Below are 24,753 nucleotides of genomic sequence, written 5' to 3'. Positions count from 1 at the left end.
AAGAATGTGCAATGAGTTGGCAAAATAATCCTAACCCTAGAATTTCCTGATGTCCTACTGTTATTTAACAGCACCGAGAGATAAGCGAGCTGTTAAAAAATACTTTGTTTAAGTTGAGGATATGGATATGAAAGCAATACGCAATGAAATTCAAAAGTTTATTGAAGATGAAGAAGGTCTAACTCTTTTAGAGTACATCTTGGGCGCTGCACTCATCGTAGCTGCATTATTATCGATTGGTTTCTGGAGCACATTGGCAGCAAAATTTACAACGGTCGCTACAGCAATAAGCACCGTAAACCCAACGCCTTAAGTTATGTGAAAATAGCAAGGATATGAATTCAATACACGTTATAGCACTTCTCTTTTGGGGGTTGTTGTTAGTTATCGGTGTCTCGGATGCACAGAGACACCGAATTCCTAACGTAATGGTATTGCTGCTACTGCTTGTAACGGTTGTTTTTATTGCAACTTTTAATAGCGGACAGTGGCTTGAACATTTATTGGGTGGACTGACAGCCTTCGCGGTGACATTGCTACTTTATTGGAAGCGAGCCATGGCTGCCGGAGATGTAAAGCTGCTGTTTGTGGTTGGGCTTTGGCTCGGATTAAGCCAATTAGCAGCTGCATCGATTGCAATCATTCTAGCTGGTGGCGTGATCAGCTGCTTTTATTTAGCACAATATCTTGCTTGTTCAGGGATCTCCTTGCAACACAACGTTAGGAGTTACTACTACCAAAGAGTGAGTTTTAAGTATCAACACAAAACTCAGTTGGTTATTCCTTTTGCTCCAGCTGTGGTGATAGGGCTAGCGAGTTACTACTATTTTTATTAGGTATACCGAGGAGGAAGTGATGGGATCATCGTTAAAAAATGAACTGGTACCGCAGATATCACCTCCCAAAGTTCCGGCGAATAGTAAAGCATTAGGCATTCCTGCGGTGGTTATAGAAAACCTACTGCTTAAGTTTTTATACGCTTACCCTAAAAGCGACTTGATCGAATTGACCCAACGTTTAGGTGTTGTTTCACATATTGTTGAAGATGCTTTAGTGCAACTGAGGAATCGAAACCTAGTCACTGTTTATCAGCCGACAACGGACTTCTCCAGTAGTGTCTATTCTGATGTGCGATACGGATTAACAGAGCTCGGTATCTCAGAAGCGGATATCGCCTACCATAAAGACGCATATTTAGGTCCGATACCAATTGCATTGACTGAATATATTGATGCTGTACAAGCGCAAGATATCCGCATAAACCCAATTACCCGCAGTGATGTGAATCGAGCTTTAGAAGAGGTTTATGGCTCACAACATTTGGTGCCAATATTAGGTCCAGCGATTAACTCAGGTAGAGCATTACTTCTCTATGGGCATGCAGGTACGGGTAAAAGCTTTGTTGCTTCCAAAGTTCTTAATGCCCTGAATACCTCAGTCTTTATTCCATATGCTGTGTATGCCGATGGAAATATTATTCGTGTTTTTTCTGCTCAGCATCATCGGCGACTGGATGACAATCACAGTCAGAATTTTGCCAGTTTAGAGAGTCACTACGATAAACGCTGGGTGCTTTGTGAGCGACCCAATATTCAGGTTGGTGGTGAATTGACCATGGAAATGCTGGAGGTAAACCAGAATGAGCATAACCGTGTTTGGAATGCCCCACTACAGATGATGGCAAACAATGGCATTTTGGTCATTGATGATCTGGGCAGACAAACTATGCCAGTAGAGGCGCTGCTTAACCGCTGGATAGTGCCAATGGAATATATGGTTGATCACTTAAGTTTGCCTAATGGTCAGCAAATTAGTGTGCCTTTCTACTTAACACTCGCCTTTTCATCAAACTTGCCACCAAGCTCAATTGCAGACCCTGCATTTTTACGCCGTATTGGTTACAAAATTGAATTTAGTCCACTTGATGAATCGGACTACATAGAGCTTTGGGAATCAGTTGCGAAGGAAAAACAACTTGAGCTATGTGACGGTTTTTTTGAGGTGCTTTTTGAACTTCACCGCGATCGTCAAGTGGAGTTTTACCCATGTCTACCCAAAGACTTACTCGGTATCAGTCGAGATATATTAGTGTTTGATGAAAAAGACAAGTTAGTGTCTCCAATGATACTGCGTAGTGCTTGGGGATTGTATTTTACCATTGATTAACAGGGAGATTTCGCCTTATGAGCCGAAGTCAAATTTTAATGCTATTGCTCCTATCAGTGGTTTTCGGGTTAGGTGCAGTTTACGTAGCGAAAAGTTGGATGGATACTCAATCTCAGCCCACCGTTGAGTTAGAGGAAGTAGAGCGCCACCCAGTACTGATTGCTGCTAGTGAATTAGAACCAGGTACGATTTTAGAGGAAAAGCATTTTACCACTAAGCAAATGGAAGTGGATTGGATCAATGAGAAAACCCTCAAAACCCCTGAAGAAGCGGTAGGTAAAATTGTTGCCAATACCATTTATGACGGGGAGTTAATTAACCCTGATCGCTTAGCTTTAAAGGGCGAAGGTGCGACTTTAGCTGCGTTAATTCCTGAGAATAAACGCGCAGTCACTATTCGTGTTAATGATGTAGTTGGTGTGGCTGGTTTCCTACTGCCGGGAAACAAAGTAGATGTACTCAATACGATCAGCACTCGGGGCGGTCATGCGAACACGAAGACAATATTGAAAAATATTAAGGTGCTTGCTGTCGACCAAACGGCAAAAACTAATGACAACAAGCCCGTGATTGTTCGCGCAGTCACATTAGAAGTAACACCGAAAGAAGCAGAGAAGCTGCTTACTGAAAATAGTAAAGGTGATATTCAACTTGCTCTACGTAATCCGCATGAAGTGGATAAGCCTGTTGTAGCGAAACGCAGGGCACCAGCGCCGAGCGTGACCGTAATTAAAGGATCTCAGACTTCAAGAGTCAGAGTAAGCAACTAGGTGACTTATGAAAATAACAATATTTCTCTTATTTCAACTGATTTTGATTAGCTTTTCTGCTCAGGCGGTAACGGCTCAGTCAGGCAAGGTAGTCGCCGTGCCCCATCATCAGTCGACCCAGGTGATGATTTCAGGTAAAGCCAAGAAAGTGACCTTAGGCGATCCTGCTGTCGTGGACATGGTTATATTGCGCTCCAATGAACTTTTTTTAATTGGTAAGCGGCTAGGCACAACCAATATTACCGTCTGGGATTCTCGAGGCAGAATTATCGAATCGTTTAGTGTTGAAGTGACCCATGACATCAATTCTCTGAAAGCCAAATTGTTCCTATTCTTACCTAACGAACGGATAGAGGTTCACAGCTCGCAAGATAAGATTGTTTTAAAAGGTTTAGTCACCAGCCAGCAAAGCATGGATACCGCAATTAAATTGGCGGAAACATTCTCATTGGGTGAAGCCGCAGATGAAGAAGATGAAGATAGTAAAGAAGATGAAGAAGAGAGCTCCGTTATTAACTTATTGAGTATTGGTGGGGCTCAACAGGTCACATTAGAAGTAACGGTTGCTGAAGTTCAACGCTCTCTAGTTCGTCGTTTTGATTCAAACTTTCATTTCTTCCAGCGCAGTGGTGATTTTACTTGGGGAGCGACCACTACTGGGGGAGGGATCACGGATATCGGACCCATCTTGAATATACCCGCAGTGGATGATTTCGGCTTTCTAGGCTCGTTTGTTGATAGCAATACATTGTTTACTTTTGCATTAGATATTGCCAAACAAAATGGTGTAGCAAAAGTGCTGGCCGAGCCAAGCTTAACCGCACTGAGTGGCACTAAAGCCGAGTTTTTGGCAGGGGGAGAATTCCCGATCCCAGTACCCAATGAAAATGGCATTACCATTGATTATAAAGAGTTTGGTGTTGCGTTAGATTTCATTCCATTTGTTTTGAGTGACCAGAAAATCAATTTACAAATGATGGTCGATGTTAGCGAGGTGGCGAATTCAGGGGTACTGACTTATAACCCGAGTGATGTTAATGCGACGTTTTTTGTTCCACCAATCACCAAACGTAGTGCTGGCAGCACTCTTGAACTTGCAGATGGGCAAACTATCGGTATCGCCGGTTTGCTAAGTGAAAATGCGCGTAATGTGTCTGATGGTATTCCGGGGTTATCAGATGTCCCTGTTCTTGGACAATTGTTTAAATCAGAAGAATACACCTCTGGTGAAACGGAGTTGGTCATTTTGGTTACGCCAAGGTTAGCGAAACCAATAGATCGCCGCAATATCACCTTGCCAACCGATGGTTTTGTTAGCCCCAATGATGTGGAGTTCTATTTACTTGGTCAGGGCGCTCGTCTCGATTTCGATAAGTACCGATTACCGACTAATACGCAAAATAACAACAATGACGACACAATGGAATTCAGTTCGGCTGATGGTGGTTCAGAAGGTAAATTTGGACACAGCTTATAGGAAGCGATTATGAAAAACACAATCACAATAAGCATGGTTTTCATCTCGCTAGGTCTTGCGGGGTGTGCGAATGACAACGAATCTGAGCTTGGTATCTCCGTAAGCCAGTTAAGGGCAGAGCAAACTTACAATCCTAATGCGTGGCAGGAAAATATGGGGTACGTGCCTGATGGGCATGGGCAGCGCAGTCAAACTAGCCTTGAGGGGTACCCTAGCGCTGGGGTAGTGAAAAAAGACAAGTAAAAAACGCAAGTAAGAAAGACCAGTGAATAATTCACTTGGGAGGGGCAATGATGGTAGTTAACCGAAAAGCACCAAGAAGAAAACAAAGTGGTATCACCTTGGTGCTAATAAGTTTAGTCATGCTGTTTTTACTAGGAATGGCAGGGTTTAGTATCGATCTAAATCACCAGGTATTGAACAAAACACGCTTGCAAAATGCGGTTGATTCAGCCGCTTTATCTGCGGCGGTGGTGGTCGATGAAACTGGGGATGTTTCGTTAGCAGAGACGGCGGCAAGAGCGACCTTAGCGAGTTTCATCGGAGAATCTGGTAATGATGAACTTGCGATCACACAAGCATCGACCACAGTGACGTTCTCATTTGATTTGGAATCTTTTGTCGCTGCAGGTGCATTTGCTCCTCCTGAAGGTGATGACGACATTTATGTCAGAGTTTTAGTGCAAGACATCGAATTGCAGCAATATCTAAGTTACCTATTTGGGTTTGATAAAAATGTTTCCGCCAGTGCGGTTGCTGGTCGAAGTGCGGCGATCAACGAGGTCTGCAATATAACGCCAATCGCGATGTGTGGTGACCCATTAGGGAGTGTTGATGATGCATGGGGCTATCAGCAAGAAGGATTAGACGTACTAGATATCGCAGATAACTCACCGGATCAAATCTATGAAGTAAAAATTGGCTCGCAAAGTGGCACAGAGATGGGACCGGGAAATTTTCATTTGCTTGATTTTGGTCAGGGAAATGGCGGTGGCGGAGGGGCTTCTTTAGTTCGCGATGGATTATCTGGTGCCTATAACGGGTGTGCGGCTGTTGGTGAAACAGTATTAACGAAACCAGGTAACAGTATTGGTCCGGTTGCCCAAGGTTTAAATACACGCCTCAATCAGTTTCAAGGTCCAATGAAAGATGATGGCACGATTCCACCCGATAAATATGTCAAAGAGCCGAGTACTCTAGCGGAAGAGGGTGAAAGCTATGCCGGTGATTTCTATTACAGTAATTATGTTCAAGAGCTAGCTAATTGCCAAGGCGCAGGTGGCAATTGCGATCAAGGAAGTTATTTACCTGATACCGGTTCAAGTGGGCGTCGAATTTTGCGTATTCCCATCGTTGACTGTACTGATGCCGGAGGAAAAACGACCTTTGACGTACTCGGCTTCAGTTGCTTTTTCTTACTTCAGAGTGTTGGGCAATCTGGGCATAGTTCGGTGTTTGGGCAATTTCTTTATGAGTGCATGATCAACAATGGTTCAACGGGCCTAGACCCAGAGGATGCGGGCTTGTATCGCATTCAGCTCTACAAAGACCCATTTAGTGGGGCGTCGTAATATGAAAAAAATACCATCTAATAGAGCTACGATAAATTGTCATGCTAGTGCGGTTGTGACGAGCAAACAAAAAGGGCTAGCTGCGCTGGAGTTTATTATTACTCTGCCTGTATTGCTAATGCTGGCAGTTCTGGTCATTGATGTGGGTCATGCCTTGATTCAGTACACTCAAGTTAACAAGGCATTGCAAAATGGAATTCGCTATGCAGTGGTTGATACCTACGGCACGTTAGATTTTGGCTCGATTGCCGATGAAGACAAAATTAAAAATGTCGTGGTGTATGGGACACCGACGGTTTCAGGTACTCCCGATCCTACATTGGATTTCCTCGGATTGGATGATGTATCGCTTGTTCCTCCAACACCAATAACAAAAGAAGTGACATTAAACGCTTCATTCACCTATACCCCTTTTTTTTCAGAGTTGCCATTTACGGATACGCCGTTGGCCTTTTCCTTTGATGCCGCGGCTAAAATGAGGACAGCTCCATGATGAATCGAATAGCGACAAAGCGACAAAAAGGCGTGACTCAGGTGGAGTTCATTATTATTGCTACTACCGTCTTATTGTTGTTGTTCGCGATACTTGAATTTGCCGCCTATTTTTATTCCACCCAAATGGTCAATGAAGTGACGCGACGAGCTGCGCGTTTAGCAACGGTATGCCATATCAGTGACCGAGATGATATTCCGCAACTTGAATCTTTGACTGCTTTATATCCAGCGGGTTTCACCTCCGACAACCTAGAAATTTCTTATTTGAATGCAGACGGTGGACCAGTGGATGTATCCGGTTTTCTAACCACTCCGCCGGCCGAAGATGACATATTGCAAGACACATTTAATGATATTCGTTACATAAAAGTTAGCGCGATTAACTACACCTACAGCTTTGTTGTGCTTTCAACATTATTGAGCATAACGGGTAACACACCAGCGTTTGAAACCATTCTACCTGCAGAAAGCCTTGGAATTTTAAGGCAAGCAACATCGACAGGTGATGAAAGGACGGATTGCTAAAGGAGAAGCGTGATGCTAAAGCCCGTTAATATTACTGAGAAAAAGAGTTATCAAACGCTAAAAACCAACTTAACGCTATGGGTAGTGTATGCGAGTTCTTCGTTCAAGCAACATATTGATAAGGAGTTATCAGACTGTATAAATCTCAATATTGAATGGATTGAATTAAACCACTTTGCCTCTGATCTATTGGAGAACAAACCTTCGCCAGATCTGGTTTACATCGAAGTTGGAGATGGTTGGGCACAAAAAGTGGCGCATGTATTCTCATCAAATAAGTATCTTTCCAATGAAAACAGTACCTTAATAGTATTTGGTGAAGAGAATGATACCGCCTCTCTGAAGATGGCGTTGCGCTTAGGGGCGTCGGACTATTTTTCGCAAACAGCTGAATTTGGTGAGCTGTACCCAATGCTAAAAATCACGGCTGAAGATAAAGTCGCCGCGAGGAAAATGGGGTCATTAACTCTATTCATAAATACTAAAGGTGGGGCTGGGGCTACCACTTTAGCAACCAATACCGCTATTGAGTTAGCGTCATACTCGAAAGGGAATGTTTTACTGATTGATCTTGATCGGCAGTTCAGTGACGTTGCGGATTATCTTAATTGCCGCCCCAAATACAGCATCAATGATGTTATTAGCTCACTTGGTGATCTGGATGAGTTGTCACTTGAAGGATTAGTACACAAGCACTCATCAGGGTTGAATTGTTTGAGTTTTAGTCCAGATTCTCGCCAAGAAAACTACAAGCTAGCGACTCAGGTGAGTAAATTATTGCCCGTTTTACGTCAATATTACAGTCATATAGTGATTGATATGTCTCGTGGCATAGAGAATACGTTCCAGCAGATTATATCACCAGCAACGCATGTTTATTTGGTTCTTCAGCAAAATATCACGTCAGTGAAACATGCAACAGAGTTAGTAAGAAGTCTGGAGTTCGACTATGGTTTAAAAATAGAGCAGTTAGATTTGCTGGTAAACCGTTATGAGAAAAAAGCGCCAATTTCACTCAAAGATATTGAAGAGACATTAGAGGGGAAATCGGTGTTGCTTATTCCTAATAACTTTCAGTTGGCAATGGAGTGCGCCAACTTAGGCAGCCCGATTGTCCAAGCAAAACGAAATAGCGCGATTAAATCGGCATTAGCGGAGTTATCACACAAAATCGAGCAACCTAACAAAGATGCACCGGGTTGGTTTGGCAAGCTTTTTAGTTAGTGAGGGATCACCATGTTCTTTAAGCGTAAAAACGTCAGTCAGAACCTACAGGATGTTCAGCCAAACCAAGAGCCTGAAATGCTGAGTCCTGTTGATATCAAAAAGCACGATCAATTGTCTCCAATGGATGCCAAGCTGAAAGTCATTGCTGAGCAATCTAGGCAGCTTGAACAAGAGCAAGAAATAAAGCATTACTACCATAAAAAGTTATTGGACACTCTCGATCTTGGCGTGCTGTCTCAGTTGCAGGAAGAAAGAGGTAGAGAAGAGTTACGTGAAGCGATCAGTCGTTTGATTAATGAAGATAAAACTCATCCTTTAAGCTCAGAAGCTCGGGTCAGAATCGTCAAACAAATTGAAGATGAAGTGTTTGGTTTAGGTCCATTAGAGCCGTTGTTAGACGATGGTACGATTTCGGATATTTTGGTCAATGGTCCGAAGAACATTTATGTTGAGCGTTTTGGTAAGTTGGAGCGTACGGCACATACCTTTCTAGATAATCGCCATTTACGTAACATTATCGACCGCATAGTGAGTCAAGTAGGGCGACGTATTGATGAGTCTTCGCCAATGGTGGATGCACGGTTGAAAGATGGTTCTCGTTTTAATGCCATTATTCCGCCCCTTGCGATTGACGGACCTTCTGTGTCAATTCGTCGTTTTGCAGTAGAACGCTTAACCATGGACAATTTACTTGAATTAGGTTCGCTTACCGAGCCTATGGCACGCTTTTTAAATGCGGCAGTGGTCGGTGAAATGAACATTCTCATTTCTGGTGGTACCGGTTCAGGTAAAACCACCACACTTAACATCCTATCGAGCTTTATACCCAGCGACCAACGTATTGTTACCATCGAAGACTCAGCAGAATTACAATTGCAACAACCGCATATTATTCGCTTAGAAACTCGCCCTGCCAATATAGAAGGTAAAGGGGAGATAACTCAGCGTGAATTGGTGAAAAACTCATTGCGTATGCGCCCAGATAGAATCGTCGTTGGTGAGGTTCGTGGTAGTGAAGCGGTTGATATGTTGTCAGCAATGAATACTGGTCACGATGGATCTCTCGCTACAATACACGCTAATACTCCACGAGACGCGCTTAGTCGAATTGAGAATATGTTTTCGATGGCTGGCTGGAATATATCGACCAAAAATTTACGCTCGCAAATCGCGTCTGCAATTCACTTAGTTGTGCAAATGGATCGCCAAGAAGACGGTAAACGTCGAATGGTGAGTGTGCAAGAGATTAATGGCATGGAAGGTGAAATCATTACCATGTCGGAAATCTTTACTTTCAAACGTCAAGGCGTTGATGAGAATGGCAATGTGGTTGGTCGTTATGTAGCGACAGGGATTGTACCGAGCTGTCATGACCAATTGATTAAACGTGGCTTGGATGTACCGTTTGAATTGTTCAATGAGAAACCTTAAAGGAGTCCATTATGCAAAGTCAGATGCCACTGTTTTTCTTGCTGCTTTTCCTATCGGTTTTTTTGATAAGCCAAGCGTTAATTCTGCCATCAGTTGGTAAAAAAGTACGCCATAAGCAGTTGATGAAACGACTGCGAGAGAGTCACAAAAATATTGACGCAGAAAGCATTAACTTACTGCGTGAAAACGCTTTAAAAGATCTAAACCCTTTAGAAAAATGGTTGGTTAAGTTTCCGCTTTTCGAAAGTGTGAAAAAGAAATTGGATTTAGCGGGTATCACTGTCGGCTTTAGTAAATTTTTACTTTTATCTTTTTTAGCCGGGCTTGTTTTGTTGTTGATACTGCTGCTGTTAAATCAGATTTGGTACCTTAGTATTGGCGTCATGTTTGTAGTTTGGATTGTAGAATACTTTGTCATTCAGAAAATGATTAACGATCGCTTGCAGGCATTTGAAGAACAGTTACCGGAAGCTTTAGATATCATCAAACGAGTGTTACAAGCCGGACAACCACTTAACCATGCGTTTTATGAAGTTGGGCAGGAAATGCCCGCGCCATTAGGTCCGGAGTTTCTAAATACCTATAACTTACTTAACTATGGTTATGATTTGCGCTTGGCGATTATGCAAATGTCGGAGCGAACACCGACGGTTTCAATGTTGGCGTTTTCAAGTGCTGTACTACTGCAAAAAGAGACCGGTGGTAATCTCACTGAGAACTTAGATAAATTATCTCGCCTACTGCGCGCTCGCTTCAAACTGACACGAAAAATTCGAACTATTTCTGCCGAATCGAGGATGTCAGCTTGGGTATTAGTACTCGCGCCATTTGGTATGTATGCCGTTATTTACCTAATTAATCCTGATTATATTCAAGCACTCCATTCTGACCCTCGTGGGTTGAAAATGATTGGTGCAGGAATGATCGCTTTGGCTATCGGCACGCTCTGGATTCGTAAGATAGTTAATATCGAGGTATAGCATATGGAAGAACTACTCGATTGGGTTAACAGCATTAGCATTAATCAAGAAACGCTAATCATGGCTTTAGTTTTGGTGACAACTATTTTGGTTGTGTTAACTGTCGGTTCTATCATCATGGGCATCAACTCGCCATTGCGACGTCGTTTGATGCAGATCTCTGGTGATAATAAGGAAGGTGTGACGAACTCAAATAAAATGGTCGACACGTTAGAGTCATTCGCCGCACCGATAATGACACCAAGAAACGAGAAAGAACGCCAAACGGCACGTCATCACTTAATGCACGCTGGCTACCATCAAAACAACGCTCTGACGCTTTTCTATTCGCTTAAATTTGTCACTACTATTTTGGGGTTATTTGTTGCCACGCTAATTTATTTAACGGTTCCTGACTCTAAGCACGTTTACGTTTACCTATGTCTTGCTGTTGGGGTTGGGCTGTTTATTCCGGACTATCTGCTACGAAGGATGGTGAAAAAACGCCAAGGTCAAATCCGAACGGGTGTACCTGATATGTTGGATTTATTGGTGGTATGTACTGAGTCTGGGCTTGGATTCAATGCCGCTCTTCGACGAGTAGCCGATGAACTGGTGATATCACATCCTGAACTTGCTGACGAACTGGATACAGTGTGTGTGAAAATTCAAGCAGGTAAGACCATGCCAGAAGCATTGCGTGAGTTAGTGGTACGCACTGGGATTGAAGAGCTCAGTGGTTTGGTCAGTATGCTTAGCCATGCTTCGCGTATAGGGGGAGGCTTAGTGCAGTCGCTGCGAGAATACACCGAAGATTATCGAGATAAGCGATATCAAGCCGCTGAAGAGGTGGCTGCAAAAATGCCCGTTAAAATGATGTTTCCAATGGTCATGTGCATTTGGCCATGTTTTTTCATTGTGGCGATTGGACCGGCATTAATTTCATTGATGGATGCATTTGCCAACTAGGGCAAAGCAATGCAGAAAGGTAGGGAAGATTATGTGGATAAAAATTAAAACGATAGCGCTAACCATCGCCTTACTATCAGGCTGTGCGTCATCAGATAATACCGATGAATTTAATAATTCTTTGTATGCAGGTAAACCGATTGAAAGTTTAACCAATGCCGAACCTCCGAAAAATGAGAAGGAAGCACTTGCTCGTGGAGACATGGCATTGGCCAATAAAGATATCGACTTGGCTCTGTATGAATACCTACGTTCATTAAGTTTTTCTAATTCGCAATACAAAGATAAAACGCTCTATACGGTTGGGAAAATTCATCTATCAAAACCAGATTTTGAGTTGGCAGAACGTGCTTTTAAAGCATCATTGCAAGAGAACCCAGATAATGTTGGAGCTTTAGAGGAGTTGGGGGCTCTATATAGCCGTAGTGGTCGAACGGATGAGGGGATGAGTTATTTCATTAAAGCTATTAATGCAGATTTAATTCGCTTAGGGGCTAAGCCAGATCTAAATCAAGAGTCACTCAGTTTAGAGCAAATATCACAATTGAAGTATGACGATATGTCACCGGATAGTGCCTACAATGGACTGGGGGTGCTGTATGACGTGCAAGGTCAGCAAGAGATTGCTCAATCACTTTTTGTTGATGCAATCGAAATCAACAATGGTAACTTCGATGCGTTAGTCAATTTGGGGTATTCCTACTATATGTCGCAAGATTATCCAAAAGCATTGGTGTACACCAAAGCGGCACTAAAGAGAGACAATAATAGTGAAAAGGCGATTAATAACTTGGCGCTTATTTACTTAGCTCAAAATCAAGTGCGCCAAGCGCTCAACGTATTTAGTCGCCATCTTTCTACGCCGAAAGCATTGAACAATGTTGGTTATTTCCTGATTTTACAAGGGAAAGCGGAACAGGCGATCCCATATCTACAGCAAGCGATTGATAAAAACCCTTCTTACTATGAAGTAGCAAATAAAAACCTAGAGCGAGCGCTCTCTATGGTTAGGCAAGGAGGTTCAACTTCATCAATTACGCTTCAATAAGAGCAATTAAAAGAGACGCATTGTGCGTCTCTTTTATCATCTATAAGCTCAGTATTGGAGAGAGTAATCCGCTCATAAAGCCTGCGACAATGAAGCAAATTACCATCCAAATGATAGGCAGTTTTAGTTGCTTCATTAAGTAGAAACCAATCAGTACTAGCGATATATCCAATGGGCTCATAACTGCGCTAGTAAAGACAGGTTGGTAAAGTGCTGAAATTAGTAAGCCAACGACCGCGGCATTGACGCCACTCACGGCCCCAGCTACTTGTGGTTTTTGTGCCAATGATTGCCAGTTTTTCAACACACCAAGTAGCAATAAAAATCCTGGTAAAAAGACTGCAATGGTGGCGACCAGTGCACTAGTGATTGGTGCATTAGGTTGTAGCTCGTAACCAATGTAAGTAGCAAAGGTGAACATAGGTCCCGGTACGGCTTGTGCAGCAGCGTATCCGGTTAAGAACGCATCTTGGCTCAGTTGATCTCCAACAATATTCTGCAGTAGTGGAAGTACTACGTGACCACCACCAAACACTAAGCTGCCTGCTTGGAAAAAGTCGCTAAATAAGCCGATTTTTGGAGATATGTGTGCAACCAATGGTAAGCCGACCAGCAGAGTAACAAATAATGCCAGCGGTAATATACTGGGTTTAAACGGCTTTGGTTCATTTGGGGCTTCGCCCTTTAGGTACTTCGCGCCAATAAGAGCAGCAATTACCAATACGATCATTTGAGTTGCGATGCTTGGTAACGTTAACAGCGCGATGGCCGTCATCATACACAGGCTAACTGAGAGGGTATTTTTACAAAAATTCTTATACATGCCCCAAGTAGCATCGGCAACGACCACAACCGCAAGCAGTTTCAATCCGTGGACTATGTTTTGAAATGCGCTGGTTTCGGTCAATTGGCTTGATGCGACAGCAAGTAAAACCATGATAAGAACAGAAGGCAGCGTAAAGCCGATGAACGCTGCACATGCGCCCATTAGCCCACCGCGTTTATAACCAAGGGCAAAGCCAACTTGGCTTGAGCCGGGACCTGGCAGAAACTGACTAAGCGCGACAATCTGTGCGTATTCGCTGTCATCGAGCCATTTTAGTTTTTCGACAAATGTTTGGCGGAAGTAACCAATATGTGCCGCCGGACCACCAAAGCTTATACAGCCTAGCCAGAAAAAGGTTTTAAAAACAGAGAGCATGAGTGCCATTTCCTTCTTATTTAATACGGCTCGTTACTGACGCTAGAATAAGAATAATAGTAAGATGATTCAAATTGATAGTTTTAATTTTATTTATGAATGAAATGGGATGGTGGATGTCGAACTCTGAAAATATTCAATGGCGAAACATTGATTTGAATTTATTGGTAACCTTTTCTTATCTATACCGTTATCGCAGTGTGAGTGCCGCAGCAGAGAAGAGCTTTATTAGCCAATCGGCGATGAGCCACAGTTTGGCTCGGCTACGTCAACTGCTGGATGATCCATTGTTTGTGCGAAAAGGACACAAAATGGATCCGACAGAACATGCTCATCACATTGCACCGACGATCAGTCAATTGTTAAATACCATTACTAATAACCTATTGATAAAGTCGCACTTTGAGCCTGTAAACTATTCAGGAGTGTGTCGTATTGGTTTGACTGATTACGCTGAGTTTATTTTTGCTCCAGCAATTTACGATCGTATTCGTGAGCAAGCCCCGAACGCCCAGATCAGTTTTATTAACGTTAATCGCAATAACTATGTATCACTGACGGAGCAAGAGAAGTTGGACTTAGTGATTGGCAGTATGCCAACCTTGGATGATGAGTTTGAAAGCCATTTTCTTTATACCGAAAAGCACGTTTGTCTCGCTGACCCTGAAGCACTCGCTTTGCAAGGAGAGTTAACCAAAGAGGTATTCGCAGGCATTGAACATGCGCTGGTAAGCCCTGATGGTAGCCTATCAACTCAGGTTGATAGGAAGTTAGCCGAACATGGATTGTCTCGCAGAGTAACGCTGGCATCGCGAAATTTTTTAACAGTGCGAAATCTACTAAAACAGCGTCGCTTGATAGCGATTGTGCCTGAAAAAATGGCGCAGGCAGAAGGGTTCGATGACAACCTCACAACTTTCCAGCCACCTGTGGCTGTCGCAGATTTTGATATTGCTATGTTATGGCATATTAGCCGTAGCAGTGAAGATAAGAATAGTTGGTTGCGCGAGTTGGTAGAAGGGGTGATAGCGTCAAACTAGCCATTATTTGTGCCATCAATATAAATCGATAGCACGGGTGATGAGCCGCTACATTGGGCAGAGATCTAGCGAGCGGCTTTGAAGTGGCGTTGAATCTTAAATGAAGAGAAGGCGATGATGCAATAAGCCAAAAGTTCGGAACCTTCTTCGGCGATGTTTTTCACGTCACGAACATAATGTTCCCCCATGACACCGTGCCAAAAACTGCCCATGCCAAATAGGCGAGAATAGACCAATAACATAATCACTCCCAAAATGAGCATATTCATATAAGAAGCCCCGAGGAGTACGGCAAGTTGATCTAATGTCTGTTTTCCATTGCGGGTTGCATAAACTAGCGCAGTAAAGGTGGCGACAAGGGCAGGGTAAAGCCAAAATCCGTGACTAATATAGTCAAAAAAAGCATCATTTTCACGAATCAACATCACTAAGAAAAACGTACCAACCAACACAGCAGCATGTTTTAGTGTCGGTTGAGTCTTAACTAACCAGTAGAACGATCCAGCCGAGATGATGAGCATGAGTTGCTCGAGCATTTCAGTTAAAGAAAGTTCACCAATTTGATTACCTAGCAGAATATAGTCAACACGCAGCACTAGGTTGACGAGAAAGCAGATAGCAACACCGATCAATGCCGTTAGGCAACGTTTTTGAATGATCTCTGAAGTCGAACGATGACCTGAGATCTCACTATCGAATGCTTTTTCATTGGTATAGGTGGTCGTTTTCATAGCTGCAATCAATTATTAGAACAATGTACCGCCAGTTTATTGTTTATTAATCTATCAATTGTCATGGAAGTGTTATCAATCGAACAATGTACAATTGTTGATAACAGTCCTATCGATATAAATATCAGCGGCACTGGTATTTAAGGCTGTACACTGTGTTATCTCAATGGATAGAGATATTTGATTAGAATAAGGATCAACGATTAGCAGTGAGTAATTGATCTATCCTCTGGCGATGCTCTGGTGTCACACCAGCTAAGTTGCCATATTTGGGCTTGGCGCGATCATTTTCCAATGGATGATGCCAACCAATAGTATGTTCAATAAACTGCCTCGCAAAATTTTCTGAGACTTCTAAGCATCCGGTTAAAACAGTATCAACATACGTTTGAACAATAGGGCTCATCGAGCAGGGCGGGGTGGCTTGATCGGTGACATAGATCCACACTTGGTCTTGCTCGTTTAGTGTTAGTAGTGTGTCCAATTCTTGATGAACAATCGAGATACGTTGGTAGCCACGTTCGCGTCGGTCAAATTCGACTAATTGATCGTCATCAACTTGAAGAAGCACTCCGTTGACGAGTCCATCTCCTTTAGTTACGACCAGTGGTGCTAGAATATAGCTCTCGTCGACCTTTCCCCAATAACGACAAAGCCCATGTGCTACCGCTGGTGTTGCAGCGGAGGTTTGCCCCGTTAATTGACGTGATGCGGAGTTCATTAAACTGCCATAGCCAAAGATATATTGCGTCATACTGCTACTCTTATGATGAATGATATTCCCGTTCGAATTGAATCCTTTGCGCTGTTGTCGAGCAGCATTGCCAAGGCTTCTGGGTATAGAGCAATGATATCGGGTTAAGTGCTTAACGCCAAAGTGCTTTGTGTTCATTGATATCGCAATGCGTTATAAGTTAAATTGATTTCTTCGAGTCAATATGACTCGATTTTATGAGTGTCATATTGACCTTTTTGTTGTGTGTTTTTAGTTTAAAGCTTTGATAATTGGTTGTTTTTAATTTGGCACAAAAACTGCAAAAGAAAGACTAGTACGACTATAGGAGTCTTGTAGTGCTCAATATTACTGATAAGCAGGTTGAAGAAAAAATACCTGCCATTTTGCGTCTTGGATTTCGCCCCTTCTTCTTTTTGGGTGCAATTTATGCCTTTATTGCTATTCCCCTTTGGGTTTGGATGTTTAATTCCGGTCAGCCACAAGCGCTGGCGGTCCCAGCTTTATGGTGGCATGTACATGAAATGCTTTTTGGCTTTGCTATGGCCATCGTTGTCGGTTTCGTTTTGACTGCGGTTCAAAACTGGACTGGGGTTAACGGGACTAAAAATTATCGACTTTTAGCCATTGTGGTGCTCTGGTTGACACCGCGCTTGCTGCTCTGGACGCCTGCGCCACTTTGGCTAATCTCTATTATTGATGCGCTATTTCTAGCTGTTGCGGCGTATGAAGTCGCATGGAGAGTGATTAAGGTAAAAGGGTATAAGAATCTATTTTTTGTACCGTTATTTGTTCTAGCCATTATTGCGAATTTTGCCAGTTACGCATGCATAAAAGGTATGCCGCCTTTCTCTGCGTTAGCGGTTTGGCAAGCCATGCTTTGGTGGTTCACATTATTGCTTTCGGTCATGGGCGGCAGAGTGATCCCGTTCTTTACCGCAAAAAGGTTTAATTTTGAAAAGCCTCAACCGCTACTGTGGTTGGAATGTTTGGCAAACCTACCATTATTGGCGTTGTTTATTTTAAGTTTCTTCCCATTGGTTATGGGACAACTTGGCCCTTGGCTTATGGTTATAGCCGGTATTGCGCAGTTGATACGCATGTTACGTTGGAAGCCTTGGAAGACGCTTAAAGAACCTTTAGTTTGGTCGCTACATGCGGCGTATCTGTGTATTCCTGCTAGTTTGTTGGTTCGTGGGCTTTGGCAAAATGCGTTTGCACAACATAATATGATCCATCTGTTTGCGATTGGTGCGTTGAGTGGATTGATTCTGGCGATGATCACGCGTGTTACCATGGGGCATACTGGGCGAGCTATTTACCAAGGTCCAAAAATGGGCGTCGCTTTTGGAGTTTTATTACTGGCTGCACTGATTCGTAGCTTTGGGGTTGCCATGTTCCCTGCGCATATGCTACTTATGATCGATATCAGCGGTGCATTGTGGGCATTGGCGTTTGCGCTGTTTATTGTCAAGTTCGGTTATATGCTCGTTACGCCTCGGGTCGATGGGCATCCTGGTTAATTGCTCTTTTTAGATGCAAAAAAGGCTTGGCACTTCGCCAGGCCTTTTTTATGTTGAGTCACAAAAGGTTAGAGGTTGCCGAGGTTGAAATCTTTTTGGAAATAGAGAACCTTTTGTAAGTAACGACGAGCTTCGCCTTTCGGATGCTTGGTGGTTAAGGTGTCGTACACTTGTCGAGGTGTCGAACTGTTCAGTTTAACCATTGCGCGCTTACGGTCACTGTCGAAGGCTGAAAGTACCCCTCCCGTACCGCCGTTGTATGCTGAAATCATACTAAAGTGCATCGATGTTGGGTTCTTCACATCTCTTAAGTAACGATTTTTAAGAATATAGAAATACGCAGCACCAGTATCTATGTTACTAGCCGGATCAAATAAATATTCTTTTGTTGGAATACCCGGTTTGTTTTTCACCAAATTAAAGACATCAGCCCCAGCGGTTCTCGGGATGACCTGCATCAAACCATAAGCACCCGCGTGGCTTACCGCGTATGGGTTAAAGCTGCTCTCGGTTTTTATAATCGAGTAAATCAAATCTTCAGGTATGTCATAACGTTTTGCCGCATCACGAATGAGCCCTGCATATTGGTATTCGCGCTGTTCTAAGTGGTCATTCACCATGCTTATTTGAACATAGTGAGCTTGGCCTTGCTTGATGGATTTAGTGCGCAGAGCGTTCTCAAGCAAGTAGTTTGAGTAACGATTTGCACGCCATTCCCATTCAATCGCTTGCCCTTCATGATCCAATACTTGTCCCAACAAGAAAGGCTTGCCGCGCAGCATGGCTTCTTTATCGCTAAATAACTCTGCGTGCGCTGGATCGGCAGGCATTAATAAAGTTTGCACGATCGCTTTGCGCAGTTTTTGTTGTGGCTGATATTGGGAGATAGTCGATACATAGATCTTACCTGTATCGAAATCAATATGAGCACGGGTGTTGTAACCATCAAGATACTTAACGTAGCGATGTTTACCAGCTTCAAGAAACTCATCCTCCCCCCAGCGATCTTTGGCGAGCTTTGCGACATAAGCTAGTAGCTGGTTGATGCTCTCTTTATTATTTGCTGGTGGATAAACAACCGGAGGTGGCGTTGATGTTGACGGGCAATAGCAAGATTGACCTTGCTCAGGAGAAAGAGAACATCCTCCAAGTAGCATAAGCAGTAGATAGGTTATTTTTTTCATTGTATTGATGAGGTTATCAAATCCTAAGTTATAGCCAACGTTAAGCGGATTGATAATAAGTAGCGAAGGGGAGTTACGATAATCAATTTTTTCTATTGTGATAACAAAAATCCCCACACCGAAGCGCAGGGATCTTAATCTAATTTATCTAGGCAGAAAATTAGTTATTTTTGTGCAGTTCTGCGTTCAGCTCAACAGCACTCTTGTTTGCCAAACATTCAATTTGACCAGTTACAGAGTTGCGGCGGAATAGCAGGTCAGAGACGCCAGCGAGATCACGAGCTTTCGCCATTTCAACTTCATTGCCCTGTGAATCTAGCATGCGTACCTTAGAACCAGCGGTAACGTACAGACCTGACTCGATAGTACAACGGTCACCCATAGGGAAACCAAGACCAGCGTTCGCGCCAAGCAGTGAGTTTTCACCGATAGAAACAACCACTTTACCGCCGCCAGAGAGTGTACCCATGATAGATGCGCCACCACCGATGTCTGAGCCGTTACCAACAACCACACCCGCAGAGATGCGACCTTCAACCATACTTACACCTGTTGTACCAGCGTTGAAGTTGATAAAGCCTTCGTGCATGACGGTAGTACCTTCACCCACGTGTGCGCCTAAACGAACGCGAGAAGTATCGGCAATACGTACGCCTGTTGGTACAACGTAATCAACCATTTTAGGGAATTTGTCGACACAATCTACACTCAATGCACGTCCTGCTAAGCGAGCTTCTACTTGACGCTCCGCTAGCTCAGGAAGATCGATCGGACCTTCGTTCGTCCATGCGATGTTGTGCAACAAACCAAAGATACCGTCTAATACAGTGCCGTGAGGTTTAACTAGACGGTTAGAGATCAGCTGTAGCTTCAGGAAACCTTCTGCAACAGATTGCGATTGCTCATCTGTTGCGAGAATAACCAGTACTAGAGGCTGTGTTGACGCGGCTGCTTTTGTTGCAAAAGAGGCGTTTTCAGCATCACCGTTTGCGGTAAACACAGCAGCTAGCTCGGCACTTTGCGTCGCAGAGATTTCAATTGCTTGGTTGCCTTGTTCGTAGCCTGCTACTGCAGCGAGCGCATTAACAAGTGCGTCAGTAGGGTTAAGCACTGGATGTGGGAAAAACGCTTCAATGATTTTGCCGTCACGATTTTTTGTTGCAGTACCGAAAGCTAGGGAAAAGAAAGCCATAGTCATCTCCATCTGTTGAGTCTTTTTTATTCTCGCCGATTTAGTGGCAAGAACTTGGAATAAGTTGATAGCCATCATAGTGACACTACCGGGTAGATAAAAGAGCTAAAAAGGAGAAAGTCTGTAGAAGGATACGTTTTGTCTTAATAGCGATAGTTTTGTCTGATTGGAAGTCGAACTAGTTATCCAATACTAAAATGTTTGCGATATATACCCGTCATACTTGAAGTTGCAGCGGTGTTGGCAGTGTTCGTGCGCCCCAATCACATAGTTCACCTATGCTCAGGGGACTTTCTTACTTGCCGTCTACCTGCATATTCAAGTTTCTTAGGTATAACGTTCATCTATTATTCGGTGGGATAAAAGAAAAAAAGCCCGATGAGATGCATCGGGCTTTTGCTTGAGACTTTACTTAACTGATTGGCGTTGCGCTTTTCGCGCTTATGCTTTACTTCGTCCAACCAACTGTCCGTGAGCGTGGACAGGTTGCGCTAAATTACTTAGCTAGGTCACTTGCGTGTTCAGATAGGAACGCTGCAACACCAGTTGGTGATGCGTCCATACCTGCTTTACCTTCTTCCCATTGTGCAGGGCAAACTTCACCATGTGTTTGGTGGAAGTTAAGTGCGTCAACCATGCGTAGCATTTCGTCGATGTTACGACCTAGTGGTAGATCGTTAACTACTTGGTGACGTACAAGACCGTCTTGGTCAATTAGGAAAGAGCCACGGAAAGCAACACCTGCTTCTGGATGCTCAACATCGTAAGCTTTACAAACTTCGTGTTTAATGTCAGCAACTAGAGGGTATTTAACTTGACCGATACCGCCGTTCTCAACAGGCGTGTTGCGCCATGCATTGTGAGAGAACTGAGAATCGATAGATACACCGATTACTTCTACGCCTTTCGCTTTGAAATCTTCAAAACGGTTGTCGAACGCGATTAGCTCAGATGGGCAAACGAAAGTGAAATCTAGTGGGTAGAAGAAAACAACCGCTTTCTTACCTTTAGTGAATTCTGCAAAGTTGAAGTTATCAACGATTTCGCCGTTACCTAGAACAGCTGCTGCAGTAAAGTCAGGGGCTTGACGACCAACTAGTACCATTTTTTTGCTCCTAAATATATGGTTAGATCCAAACCTGTAAACACTGTTACGGTTCGGTCCGTGTTTGTACGAGACAAACTATAGTACAGATTGTAGTATTGGAAAAAGCGAATTAAATAGATTAGGTTAATCGAAAAAAGCGATAAGACATAATCTGCAGATTTGATCACTATCCGAGTAATAAATAACGATAAAACTATGAATAAATGGCCCAGTCTTAAGCAATTACATTACTTAGTTACTTTGCATGAAACCCGTCATTTTGGTGATGCTGCGGATAAATGCTTTGTTAGCCAATCAACGTTAAGTAAAGGTATTCAAAACCTTGAAGAGTTGATCGGGTGTCCTCTCTATGAAAAGAAAGACAAAAAAAGCCCGTTAGTATTTACTCACGCCGGTGAGTTAGTCGTGCAGCAAGGCAGAGATTTGCTAGCGAAAGGGCAAGATTTAGTTGAACTGGGTCTTCTTTGCCAAGGCGGAGATATGGAAGGGCAACTGAAAGTTGGCTGTATTCCCACTATTGCTCCGTTTTTGTTGTGCGATTTAGTCCAAGAGGTCAACCAACGTTTTCCTAGTTTGAATATGTTGCTTCGCGAAGATACGACTACTAATTTGTTGGCGGCTTTGCGTCATGGTGAGCTTGATGTACTTATTTTGGCTTTGCCCGTTGATATAGATGGCATGGAGAGTAAAATTGTTGGCAGCGATCCGTTTCGTATGGTTATCAGCCGCAACCAAGTGGAGGCTATTAAGGTACCAATTCGTTATGCTGATTTACCCGATGAGTACGTTTTCTTATTAGAGAAAGAGCATTGTTTAACAGAGCATGCCGTATCGGCATGTAAGTTGACTGATAAAGATAAGATTAACCCTTTCTCTGCAACGAGCTTACATACCTTAGTGCAGATGGTGGCTAACGGTCTTGGTACGACGTTTATTCCGCAAATGGCAATCGACCATGGGCTGATCGACAATCAGAATTTGGTAGTGGTTGATCCTCCTGGTCAGCAAGCTCATCGACATATTGGCTTAGTTTGGCGACCAAGTTCTTCGCGAGTTAACACATTTAATCAGTTAGCGGATGTGGTATCAGAGTTACTTTAGCAATAAGTATTAGCCGATAATTTGCCTATTCATACCTAAAACGCACTACTTTAAGTGCGTTTTTTGGTTTTTAATTCTGCTGGTGAACTTTGACTTGTGAAATTTTACAGAAAATAATTTTTGAAGATTTCATGAAATTGTGCAATTTCACACTGTTAATTTTACACGTAATTATTTTAGCTCTGTTTGAATTATCTAATTATTCCATAACTAAAGTTTTGAAATTGTAGGATAAAAATCGAACCAATCTCATTTAAACGCTTGTTTGAAAAAAATTCACACCTTAAATTTCACTGTAATTAAATTACGTAACTACCTACATGATGCGGGTGTCTGGAATAGGTTTCCTCTCTACCGAATAAAACTTCAAACTTCGCTCTCCCTCTTTCGCTACTAATTTCTATGATGTAAGTTATTTAAAGGCTCGGTAAGACTTATGTCTAGATTGCTTTTATCAAAATAATATTGAATTGTAGAGTCAGAAAGCGAAGTCGAAGTCGAATTATAAAGTTGGGAAAAATAATATAAATGTCGTCTATTAATTACAAATGTAACTATAGTGACGTATTTAAAGGAAGAAACCATGCTTGCTCAAACGCCTGATAAAACAAAATCCGCTAAGGAAGCCCAAGAGACTTTATCGTTGTTAAAGATAACCAGTGAGTTGTCTTTGCAACATCAAGAGATTTTCCCTACGGAAGCCCAAACTTTTCTCGCCTTACTTTGTGAGCAGTTTGCGCCAGAAATTGAGGGGTTGCTCTCAGCACGAGAACAAAAACAAGCGACTATTGATGCAGGGGTGCTGCCAGACTTTTTACCAGAGACGCAAGACATTCGCGAAGGTAGCTGGAAGATCCTCGGTATCCCAAGTGACTTACAAGATCGTCGCGTAGAAATTACTGGTCCGACAGACCGTAAAATGGTGATCAATGCGCTTAATGCGAACGTGAAAGTGTTCATGGCTGATTTTGAAGATTCAATGTCACCAGCTTGGGGAAAGGTATTAGATGGGCAAGTGAATTTGCGTGACGCTATTCTCGGCAGCATCAGTTATACCAACCTTGATAACGGGAAGCATTATGAACTGGCACAAGACCCTGCAGTATTAATCTGTCGCGTGCGTGGTCTTCATTTGAAAGAAAAACACGTCACGTTTAATGACCAGATCATCCCCGGTGCTCTATTCGATTTTGCGCTCTATTTCTACAACAACTATCAAGCACTATTGAAGCAAGGCAGTGGACCGTACTTCTATATTCCCAAGTTGCAGTCGTACCATGAAGCGAAATGGTGGAGTGAAGTATTTCACTTTACCGAGGATTACTTTGCTCTCAACACTGGCACAATCAAAGCGACGGTTTTGATTGAAACGCTACCAGCCGTCTTTGAAATGGATGAAATTCTGTTCTGTCTAAAAGAACATATTGTTGGGCTAAATTGTGGTCGCTGGGATTATATCTTTAGCTACATCAAAACGCTGAAAAAACACAAAGATCGCGTGCTGCCGGATCGCCAGGTGGTGACGATGGAAAAACCGTTCCTTAATGCGTACTCAAGGCTGTTGGTTCGAACTTGTCATAAGCGTGGTGCATTTGCAATGGGTGGGATGGCTGCACTGATTCCAGTTAAAGATCCTGCGCAAAACCAGCAAGTACTCGACAAAATCTATAACGACAAACTATTAGAAGCCAACAACGGTCATGATGGCACATGGGTTGCTCATCCAGGACTTGCAGACACTGCCATAGATGTATTTAGCAAAGTTCTGGGTGAGCGCATCAACCAATTGGATGTAAGCCGTGCTGATGACACACCAATAACGGCAGAGCAATTATTAGCACCTTGTACTGGTGAACGTACAGAGCAGGGCATGCGACATAATATTAGAGTGGCGCTGCAATACATTGAGGCGTGGATCTCTGGTAATGGCTGTGTACCGATTTACGGCTTAATGGAGGACGCGGCAACTGCTGAAATTTCTCGTGCATCTATTTGGCAATGGATTCAACACGGTAAAGATCTTGATAACGGTCTGGTCGTCACAAAAGCTCTGTTTGAACAATATTTATCTGAAGAGATTGAGGTTGTGAAGCAAGAAGTGGGTGAAGCCCGCTATCGCGCTGGGCGCTTTGATGATGCGGCTAAGTTGATGGCTGATTTAACCACTAGCGATGAACTAACCAACTTCTTAACCATTCCAGGTTACGACTACTTAGATTAGCGCCGTAACGAACTAATAACGTGAAGGAATTCTGGTGGATAGGGATGTACCACCAGCAAAGATAAAAAGCGCAAAGCGCAT

General features: G+C 43.1%; 24 protein-coding genes. 18 read left to right on the top strand and 6 right to left on the bottom strand.

The window, feature by feature from the left end; genetic code table 11:
- Window positions 1-127 precede the first annotated feature (127 nt).
- From L4C38_RS05515 to L4C38_RS05450, 14 genes are all read left to right on the top strand, one after another.
- The gene (locus tag L4C38_RS05515) at window positions 128-313 is read left to right on the top strand and encodes a Flp family type IVb pilin (protein WP_428796537.1); all 186 of its coding nucleotides are present in this window, start codon (window positions 128-130) and stop codon (window positions 311-313) included.
- Between the two features lie 22 nt (window positions 314-335).
- Window positions 336-836 carry an A24 family peptidase gene (locus L4C38_RS05510; RefSeq protein ID WP_428796536.1) on the top strand — a complete coding sequence of 167 codons (501 nt, stop codon included), beginning with the start codon at window positions 336-338 and terminating at the stop codon, window positions 834-836.
- Between the two features lie 19 nt (window positions 837-855).
- Window positions 856-2,166, top strand: a complete 1,311-nt coding sequence (locus L4C38_RS05505; RefSeq protein ID WP_428796535.1) for a DUF8689 domain-containing protein — start codon at window positions 856-858, stop codon at window positions 2,164-2,166.
- A gap of 17 nt (window positions 2,167-2,183) precedes the next feature.
- A complete protein-coding gene (gene cpaB, locus L4C38_RS05500) occupies window positions 2,184-2,936 on the top strand; it encodes a Flp pilus assembly protein CpaB (protein ID WP_428796534.1) in 753 nt (250 codons plus the stop codon).
- A 7-nt stretch (window positions 2,937-2,943) separates the two neighbouring features.
- On the top strand, window positions 2,944-4,413 hold the full coding sequence (locus tag L4C38_RS05495; protein WP_428796533.1) for a type II and III secretion system protein family protein: 1,470 nt from the start codon (window positions 2,944-2,946) through the stop codon (window positions 4,411-4,413).
- Window positions 4,414-4,422: 9 nt separating this feature from the next.
- The gene (locus L4C38_RS05490; protein WP_428796532.1) at window positions 4,423-4,656 is read left to right on the top strand and encodes a hypothetical protein; all 234 of its coding nucleotides are present in this window, start codon (window positions 4,423-4,425) and stop codon (window positions 4,654-4,656) included.
- A gap of 47 nt (window positions 4,657-4,703) precedes the next feature.
- Window positions 4,704-5,984 (top strand): TadE/TadG family type IV pilus assembly protein, encoded by a 1,281-nt coding sequence (locus L4C38_RS05485; RefSeq protein ID WP_428796531.1) that lies wholly within the window; start codon window positions 4,704-4,706, stop codon window positions 5,982-5,984.
- Window position 5,985: 1 nt separating this feature from the next.
- On the top strand, window positions 5,986-6,477 hold the full coding sequence (locus L4C38_RS05480; protein ID WP_428796530.1) for a TadE/TadG family type IV pilus assembly protein: 492 nt from the start codon (window positions 5,986-5,988) through the stop codon (window positions 6,475-6,477).
- Window positions 6,477-7,004, top strand: coding sequence for a TadE/TadG family type IV pilus assembly protein (locus tag L4C38_RS05475; protein WP_428796781.1), 528 nt, complete (start codon window positions 6,477-6,479; stop codon window positions 7,002-7,004). Before L4C38_RS05480 ends, L4C38_RS05475 begins: the two co-directional genes overlap by 1 nt.
- Before the next feature lie 12 nt (window positions 7,005-7,016).
- Entirely contained in the window at window positions 7,017-8,228 is a 1,212-nt protein-coding gene (locus L4C38_RS05470; protein WP_428796529.1) for an AAA family ATPase, read from the top strand.
- A gap of 78 nt (window positions 8,229-8,306) precedes the next feature.
- Window positions 8,307-9,662 (top strand): TadA family conjugal transfer-associated ATPase, encoded by a 1,356-nt coding sequence (locus L4C38_RS05465; RefSeq protein ID WP_428796780.1) that lies wholly within the window; start codon window positions 8,307-8,309, stop codon window positions 9,660-9,662.
- Between the two features lie 11 nt (window positions 9,663-9,673).
- Entirely contained in the window at window positions 9,674-10,642 is a 969-nt protein-coding gene (locus L4C38_RS05460; RefSeq protein ID WP_428796528.1) for a type II secretion system F family protein, read from the top strand.
- 3 nt (window positions 10,643-10,645) lie between these two features.
- Window positions 10,646-11,590, top strand: a complete 945-nt coding sequence (locus L4C38_RS05455; protein WP_428796527.1) for a type II secretion system F family protein — start codon at window positions 10,646-10,648, stop codon at window positions 11,588-11,590.
- A gap of 31 nt (window positions 11,591-11,621) precedes the next feature.
- The gene (locus tag L4C38_RS05450) at window positions 11,622-12,638 is read left to right on the top strand and encodes a tetratricopeptide repeat protein (protein WP_428796526.1); all 1,017 of its coding nucleotides are present in this window, start codon (window positions 11,622-11,624) and stop codon (window positions 12,636-12,638) included.
- A gap of 40 nt (window positions 12,639-12,678) precedes the next feature.
- Here L4C38_RS05450 and chrA read toward each other — a convergent pair whose 3' ends face one another.
- Entirely contained in the window at window positions 12,679-13,839 is a 1,161-nt protein-coding gene (gene chrA, locus L4C38_RS05445; RefSeq protein ID WP_428796525.1) for a chromate efflux transporter, read from the bottom strand.
- Between the two features lie 116 nt (window positions 13,840-13,955).
- On the opposite strand from chrA, the gene L4C38_RS05440 reads away from it, so the two are divergent.
- Window positions 13,956-14,879, top strand: a complete 924-nt coding sequence (locus L4C38_RS05440; protein WP_428796524.1) for a LysR family transcriptional regulator — start codon at window positions 13,956-13,958, stop codon at window positions 14,877-14,879.
- Window positions 14,880-14,944: 65 nt separating this feature from the next.
- On the opposite strand, the gene L4C38_RS05435 is transcribed toward L4C38_RS05440, so the two are convergent.
- Both L4C38_RS05435 and L4C38_RS05430 read right to left on the bottom strand, forming a co-directional pair.
- Window positions 14,945-15,610: a hypothetical protein gene (locus tag L4C38_RS05435; protein WP_428796523.1), complete on the bottom strand. Its 666-nt coding sequence runs from the start codon at window positions 15,608-15,610 to the stop codon at window positions 14,945-14,947.
- Window positions 15,611-15,806: 196 nt separating this feature from the next.
- Window positions 15,807-16,364, bottom strand: coding sequence for a gamma-glutamylcyclotransferase family protein (locus L4C38_RS05430; protein WP_428796522.1), 558 nt, complete (start codon window positions 16,362-16,364; stop codon window positions 15,807-15,809).
- 317 nt (window positions 16,365-16,681) lie between these two features.
- Between L4C38_RS05430 and L4C38_RS05425 the strand changes: the two genes are divergently transcribed.
- A complete protein-coding gene (locus tag L4C38_RS05425) occupies window positions 16,682-17,866 on the top strand; it encodes an NnrS family protein (RefSeq protein WP_428796521.1) in 1,185 nt (394 codons plus the stop codon).
- A 68-nt stretch (window positions 17,867-17,934) separates the two neighbouring features.
- Here L4C38_RS05425 and mltC read toward each other — a convergent pair whose 3' ends face one another.
- The 3 genes from mltC to L4C38_RS05410 form a co-directional block, all read right to left on the bottom strand.
- Window positions 17,935-19,050, bottom strand: coding sequence for a membrane-bound lytic murein transglycosylase MltC (gene mltC, locus L4C38_RS05420; protein WP_428796520.1), 1,116 nt, complete (start codon window positions 19,048-19,050; stop codon window positions 17,935-17,937).
- Between the two features lie 160 nt (window positions 19,051-19,210).
- Window positions 19,211-20,242, bottom strand: a complete 1,032-nt coding sequence (dapD, locus tag L4C38_RS05415) for a 2,3,4,5-tetrahydropyridine-2,6-dicarboxylate N-succinyltransferase (RefSeq protein WP_428796519.1) — start codon at window positions 20,240-20,242, stop codon at window positions 19,211-19,213.
- Window positions 20,243-20,738: 496 nt separating this feature from the next.
- Entirely contained in the window at window positions 20,739-21,347 is a 609-nt protein-coding gene (locus L4C38_RS05410; protein ID WP_428796518.1) for a peroxiredoxin C, read from the bottom strand.
- Between the two features lie 198 nt (window positions 21,348-21,545).
- On the opposite strand from L4C38_RS05410, the gene L4C38_RS05405 reads away from it, so the two are divergent.
- Together L4C38_RS05405 and aceB are read left to right on the top strand one after the other, a co-directional pair.
- Window positions 21,546-22,451 (top strand): hydrogen peroxide-inducible genes activator, encoded by a 906-nt coding sequence (locus tag L4C38_RS05405; protein WP_428796517.1) that lies wholly within the window; start codon window positions 21,546-21,548, stop codon window positions 22,449-22,451.
- Between the two features lie 583 nt (window positions 22,452-23,034).
- Window positions 23,035-24,672, top strand: coding sequence for a malate synthase A (aceB, locus tag L4C38_RS05400; protein WP_428796516.1), 1,638 nt, complete (start codon window positions 23,035-23,037; stop codon window positions 24,670-24,672).
- Window positions 24,673-24,753 lie beyond the last annotated feature (81 nt).

Source organism: Vibrio kasasachensis (assembly GCF_050337565.1).
GTDB lineage: Bacteria > Pseudomonadota > Gammaproteobacteria > Enterobacterales > Vibrionaceae > Vibrio > Vibrio kasasachensis.
This window is presented reverse-complemented; position numbering and strand designations above follow the sequence as displayed.